Source organism: Lancefieldella parvula DNF00906 (assembly GCF_000758945.1).
Lineage (GTDB): Bacteria > Actinomycetota > Coriobacteriia > Coriobacteriales > Atopobiaceae > Lancefieldella > Lancefieldella parvula_C.
Map to the genome: position 1 here is coordinate 1 of NZ_JRND01000012.1, position 5,164 is coordinate 5,164.

At 47.5% G+C, this 5,164-nt stretch carries 5 protein-coding genes; 3 read left to right on the forward strand and 2 right to left on the reverse strand.

What is annotated here, in order from left to right; translation table 11 throughout:
* Positions 1–177 precede the first annotated feature (177 nt).
* Together HMPREF1647_RS01980 and glf are read right to left on the reverse strand one after the other, a co-directional pair.
* Positions 178–1,212 carry a glycosyltransferase family 2 protein gene (locus tag HMPREF1647_RS01980; protein WP_035431620.1) on the reverse strand — a complete coding sequence of 345 codons (1,035 nt, stop codon included), beginning with the start codon at positions 1,210–1,212 and terminating at the stop codon, positions 178–180.
* A 9-nt stretch (positions 1,213–1,221) separates the two neighbouring features.
* Complete coding sequence (gene glf, locus HMPREF1647_RS01985) at positions 1,222–2,424, reverse strand: UDP-galactopyranose mutase (RefSeq protein ID WP_035431622.1); 1,203 nt, start codon at positions 2,422–2,424, stop codon at positions 1,222–1,224.
* A 238-nt stretch (positions 2,425–2,662) separates the two neighbouring features.
* Here glf and pta point away from each other — a divergent pair, with 238 nt between their 5' ends.
* From pta to HMPREF1647_RS06785, 3 genes are all read left to right on the forward strand, one after another.
* A complete protein-coding gene (pta, locus tag HMPREF1647_RS01990) occupies positions 2,663–3,643 on the forward strand; it encodes a phosphate acetyltransferase (RefSeq protein ID WP_035431624.1) in 981 nt (326 codons plus the stop codon).
* 75 nt (positions 3,644–3,718) lie between these two features.
* A complete protein-coding gene (locus HMPREF1647_RS01995) occupies positions 3,719–4,618 on the forward strand; it encodes an aldose 1-epimerase family protein (RefSeq protein ID WP_035431626.1) in 900 nt (299 codons plus the stop codon).
* Positions 4,618–5,112 carry a GNAT family N-acetyltransferase gene (locus HMPREF1647_RS06785; protein WP_052039093.1) on the forward strand — a complete coding sequence of 165 codons (495 nt, stop codon included), beginning with the start codon at positions 4,618–4,620 and terminating at the stop codon, positions 5,110–5,112. Before HMPREF1647_RS01995 ends, HMPREF1647_RS06785 begins: the two co-directional genes overlap by 1 nt.
* Positions 5,113–5,164 lie beyond the last annotated feature (52 nt).

Consider the following 5,164-nt stretch of genomic DNA (forward strand, 5'->3'; position numbering starts at 1 on the left):
AATTCTTCAGCAAAACCTACCAGACCTGCGCTATTTTGTACGCCAGGCCTAAAAGTCGATGCTAACATGCTGCAGAATCATAATCACCCGCATATGAACTGCCTCCCATTTCTTTTGTCCAAGAAATGGGAGGCAGTTCAGGATGCGAGGGTTTTGCTTTTAGATTTGAAAGAACGTTTAGTTGAACTTAACAACCTTCTGAGCAACGCGATAGCCACCGATAGTGACCGTCTTACCAATCTTGCCAGGAAGATTTGTAGCGGTGCCTACCAGACCATAGCGAGCCTTGCGGTACATCTTCTTGTCATAAGCGCGAAGCTCATCCCAGAGCTCCTCCAACTGATCCATAGCATCCTCACGGTCGCTCATCTTAGAAAAGACTGAGCAGATAGCCATGATGATGGTGAAGTAACTCATCATGTACGTCTGAAGACGTGGAGAAGAGATGTCGTCGTAGATGTGATATGCGTGCATCATATTGCGCGCTACGCGCCAGTAATGATCAACGCGGCTTGTTAAGACCTTCTCGTTAACTGACTGATCGTCTCGACCAATAAAATAACGATACAAGTCAACGTCAACATAGTAGATAGTCTTTACCTTAGGGAATGGAACGTAGGCATAGACGTTATCCACATAGAAGGTGTGCTCAGGCATCTGGATATTTGCAGAGCGCAGAACCTCAACGCGGTAGGTAATTGCGTGCATCAAAAGGTACTGAGACAGCTTGAAGCGGCCAATCTCTTCCCAGCCAATAATCTTGTTGGTAGGAACGGCATCGCGATAATCTACAAAGTTCTGTGTGTTGTCCTCAACGTGCTCATAGACGTAGTTGGAGAGTACCAGGTCAACAGGATTATCAGAAGCAATAAAGGTGCGAAGCTGCTGAAGGAAGGTCTTCAGAGCATCACCATCTACCCAGTCATCTGAGTCAATGTTTTTGAAGTACACACCATCAGCATGAGAAACAGCCTTCATAACAGCAATGCCGTGGCCGCCGTTCTCTTGATGGACTGCCTTGATGATGTTGGGGTAACGCTCCTGCCAAGCATCAGCTTTAGCGGCAGTATCATCCTTTACAGAGCCGTCATCAACAATAACGATCTGCACGTCATCGGCATAATCAGAGCCCTCAAGAATAGACTCAATACAGTGATCCATGTACTCAGAAGAGTTATAGCATGGAATACCAAAGGTAATTGTCTTATTCATGCAAGCTCCCTATGCCTGATGAGCAATAAGTTCGTCAGAAAGTTCCAAAGCAGAAGCAACAACGCCATCCATATCGTAGTAACGATACTCAGCAAGACGACCAACTGCGTGGAAGTTCAGAATGCCAGAAGTGCGCTCCTTGTAAGAGCGATACAGCTCCTGATTTTCTGGCTCGAGAATAGCGTAATAAGGAGTCTGGCCACTCTCTGGAACATAGGCGTGTGAGTACTCACGCATGATAGTTGTTTTACCAGGAAGAACCTGACCAGTCATATTCTTGAACTCGGTGATACGAGTAAAGTCCTCACTGGTGGTGTAATTGACGGTACCAACAGGCTGGAACTGGTCCTGATCAAGCGTCTCAAACTGCATATCAAGCGTACGATATGGCAGAGCGCCCTGATCAAGGTTGAAAAGCTCATCCAGAGGACCGGTGTAGATTACCTCACCTGCAAATGGTTTCTCGCAAACAGCAACGTTAGAAGCGGTGAGCTTCATGATGTCACGGACATCAACATCTAGGAAGACATCAATCAAATCATGGTCAAGCATGTTCTCAAAGAGCTTGGTGTAGCCCTCTTTTGGCATGCCCTGATAGGTTGTACCTGGGAAGTAACGGTCATCATCGCCGACAAAGATTGGAACGCGACCTGTGATGGACTTGTCAATCTGGTCTGGAGTCTTACCCCACTGCTTCATGGTGTAGTGCAGGAAGACGTTCTCATAAACGTAGTCAGCAATCTCTTCCAGATCTGGATCGTTCTTCTCGCGAAGCTCCATGATAGGAACTTTGACGTTCTCACCAAACGTAAGAACCAGCTTCTGATAGAGTTTCTCGCCACGCTCTTCTCCAAAGGCAAGCTTCAAAGACTGGTGGTTAAAAGGAACCGGCATCAGCTGGCCGTTAATGTTAGCCAGAACTTTGTGCTGGTAGTCAGTCCAATCAGTAAAGCGCGAGAGGAACTGGTGAACGCGGTCACTCATGGTGTGATAGATGTGTGGACCGTACTCGTGAACAAGAACGCCTGCGTCATCAAGGCGATCGTAAGCGTTACCGGCAATGTGGTTTCTGCGCTCAAAGATTGCTACCTTTGAATTGCAGTTTTCTGCCATACGGCGAGCAACAACTGCGCCTGCATAGCCAGCTCCAACAACAATAACATCGTAGTTGTCGGGGTTAAAACCGGCAGGAAGACCATGATTGATAGACATGTAAACCTCCATGTGCGCCTAAGTGCGCAGGATTTGTATGTGAAACTTCACTCATTTTAACACGTGGCCATAAAGTGAGTCATGCGGGGCGCAAAGCTCTGCCGTTAGGCGTAAAATATTCAACTAGTGTGAAAATGCATTTCTTGGCTTTTTGTGTCTGGCTTTTGTACACACTACAAGTTAAGAAGTGCAAAATTCAACGAGGCACAGATATCAAAGTATGATTGGAGCACGACACATGAGCAAGTTTCTTGACCGTATGAAAGAAACCGCTAAGTCCGACGTAAAGACTATTGTCCTTCCAGAGGGCGAGGACCAGCGTACCATCGATGCAGCTAAGAAGATTGTTGCAGAGGGTATTGCAAAGGTCATTATTCTTGGCGATCCTGAGCAGATTGATGTTCCAGGCGCAACTGTGGTTGACCCTGCTACTGACGAGCGTCATGAGGCATATGCTCAGAAGTTTGCTGAACTTCGTGCTCGCAAGGGCGTTACCATTGAGGAAGCTCGCAAGCAGATGAACGACGCTACCTACTTTGCAACCATGATGGTAAAGATGGGCGACGCTGACGGCCTGGTTTCTGGCGCTTGCCACTCTACCGCAAACACCCTAAGGCCTGCACTGCAGATCATCAAGACTGCTCCTGGTACCAAGCTTGTTTCTGCATTCTTCATCATGAGCACCACTACTGACTTTGGCGAGGACGGAACCCTGCTCTTTGCTGACTGCGGCCTCAACATTGACCCATCTGCAGAGGAGCTCTCCGAGATTGCTCTTGCCTCCGCTGATTCTTGGCGCGCATTTATGAGCGACGAGCCTCGCGTTGCTATGCTCTCCTACTCCACTATGGGCTCTGCTGGTGGCGCAACTGCTGAGAAGGTCCAGGAGGCCACAAAGCTTGCTCACGAGAAGAACGCTGAGCTTGCACTCGACGGCGATCTTCAGCTTGATGCAGCTCTTGTTCCTGAGGTTGGTAAGCTCAAGGCTCCATTCTCTAAGGTTGCAGGAAACGCAAACATCCTGGTCTTCCCTAACCTTGAGGCTGGAAATATTGGTTACAAGCTTGTTCAGCGCTTTAGCGGTGCTGAGGCATACGGTCCAATCCTTCAGGGCATTGCTCGTCCTGTTAACGACCTCTCTCGTGGTTGCTCCGCTGATGACATTGTTGGCGTTGTTGCAATTACTGCTGTTCAGGCTCAGATGGCAGACAACAACTAGTCTTTCTGCACTTCTAACTTGGTATACTAAGCCAGTCTCAAAAGAGGCTGGCTTATTCTTTAGCTGGAGGCATTTATGTCTGAAATTATTTCTATTTCTAGCAACTCTCTTACCGCTTCAATTGACACCATGGGCGCGCAGTTCATGAGCTTACGCAAAGGTGAGTCAGAATACCTCTGGCAGGGAGATTCCAACTGGTGGCCAAGACGTGCTCCTATCCTCTTCCCCATTGTTGGTGTTCTCAAAGACGGTGAAGCAGAATCTGCAGAAGGTACCATCTCTCTTGCCCGTCATGGACTTGCTCGCCTCAACCAGTTTGAGGTTGTCGAGCAGAGTCCCTCTTCTGTAACGCTCCAGCTAAAAAGTACCGAAGAGACTCGCAAGTCTTATCCATATGACTTTGAGCTGAAGCTGATTTTCTCGGTAGCTGGTGATACGCTGACGCAAACGTATGAGGTCACCAATCCTGCAAACGTTGTACTGCCGTTTACCCTTGGCGCTCACCCAGCGTTCAACATTCCAATCCCCGGCGTTGAGGCAGCCTCTTTGGACCAGTATCACCTCTTATTTACGCGCTCCTGGACCAGCTACGGCCCCTCTATTACTGATGAGGGTCTTTGCGATTACACAACTCCACAGAGGCTTATCGTGGACTCTGATACGCTTCCCCTGTCTTGGGAGCTTATTGATCACGAGAAGACCATCACACTAGAAGACGTCCCTGACAGACGCATTACACTTGTGGCTAACACAGAAGCTCCTTCTGAGGCTCATGGCATTCAGATGGATTTTGAAGGCTTTGATTATCTAGGCATTTGGAGTGCTGCTCCTGGTTGTCCATTTGTTGCTCTTGAACCATGGTGTGGCATTGCAGATACCGTTGATTGTGACGGCATCTTTGAACACAAACCGGGCATTATAAGCCTTGAACCTGGCCAAAGTATTGCTAAAACATTGAATATCAGGGTCTTCTAATGCACATTAGAAGAGCTGCTGCTAAAGACCTCTGCGCTGTTGCAGATTTGTACGACACAGGTCGTCAGACTATGTATCAGCAAAATAACACGTTTCAATGGAATGAGAACTATCCTCTTTTAGAAGACGCTGTTGCTGATTATGAAAGATGTGGTCTTTTTGTAGTCGCTGAAGATGAAACATCTGAAGAAATTATTGGTTGTTTTTCGCTCTTACCCGGTCCTGACGAGGCATACGTCAATATTGCTGAAGGCGCTTGGATAAACAGCCTGGATTACGTTGTTATTCACCGAGTGGCTGTTAAATATACAGGTCACGGAATTGCCTCTTTTATATTCAATTGGATTTGCGAAAACTATTCAAACGTTCGCGCAGATACTCATGAAGCAAATGTCGCTATGACTACGACGCTTACACATGCTGGTTTTGTGTATTGCGGCAAGGTAGTTGGACACGATAAAACACCTCGTGACGCATTTCATTTTGTAGCCTAATAGACAGCGAGAAACGCTTTGAACAAAAAGAGAGCCTGTGAATGAACTGCCT

Excerpts from the sequence above, each read along its gene's own strand:
- HMPREF1647_RS01980 (WP_035431620.1), bottom strand. The coding sequence starts at position 1,212 with ATGAATAAGACAATTACCTTTGGTATTCCATGCTATAACTCTTCTGAG.
- HMPREF1647_RS01995 (WP_035431626.1), top strand. The coding sequence starts at position 3,719 with ATGTCTGAAATTATTTCTATTTCTAGCAACTCTCTTACCGCTTCAATT.
- HMPREF1647_RS06785 (WP_052039093.1), top strand. The coding sequence starts at position 4,618 with ATGCACATTAGAAGAGCTGCTGCTAAAGACCTCTGCGCTGTTGCAGAT.
- pta (WP_035431624.1), top strand. The coding sequence starts at position 2,663 with ATGAGCAAGTTTCTTGACCGTATGAAAGAAACCGCTAAGTCCGACGTA.
- glf (WP_035431622.1), bottom strand. The coding sequence starts at position 2,424 with ATGTCTATCAATCATGGTCTTCCTGCCGGTTTTAACCCCGACAACTAC.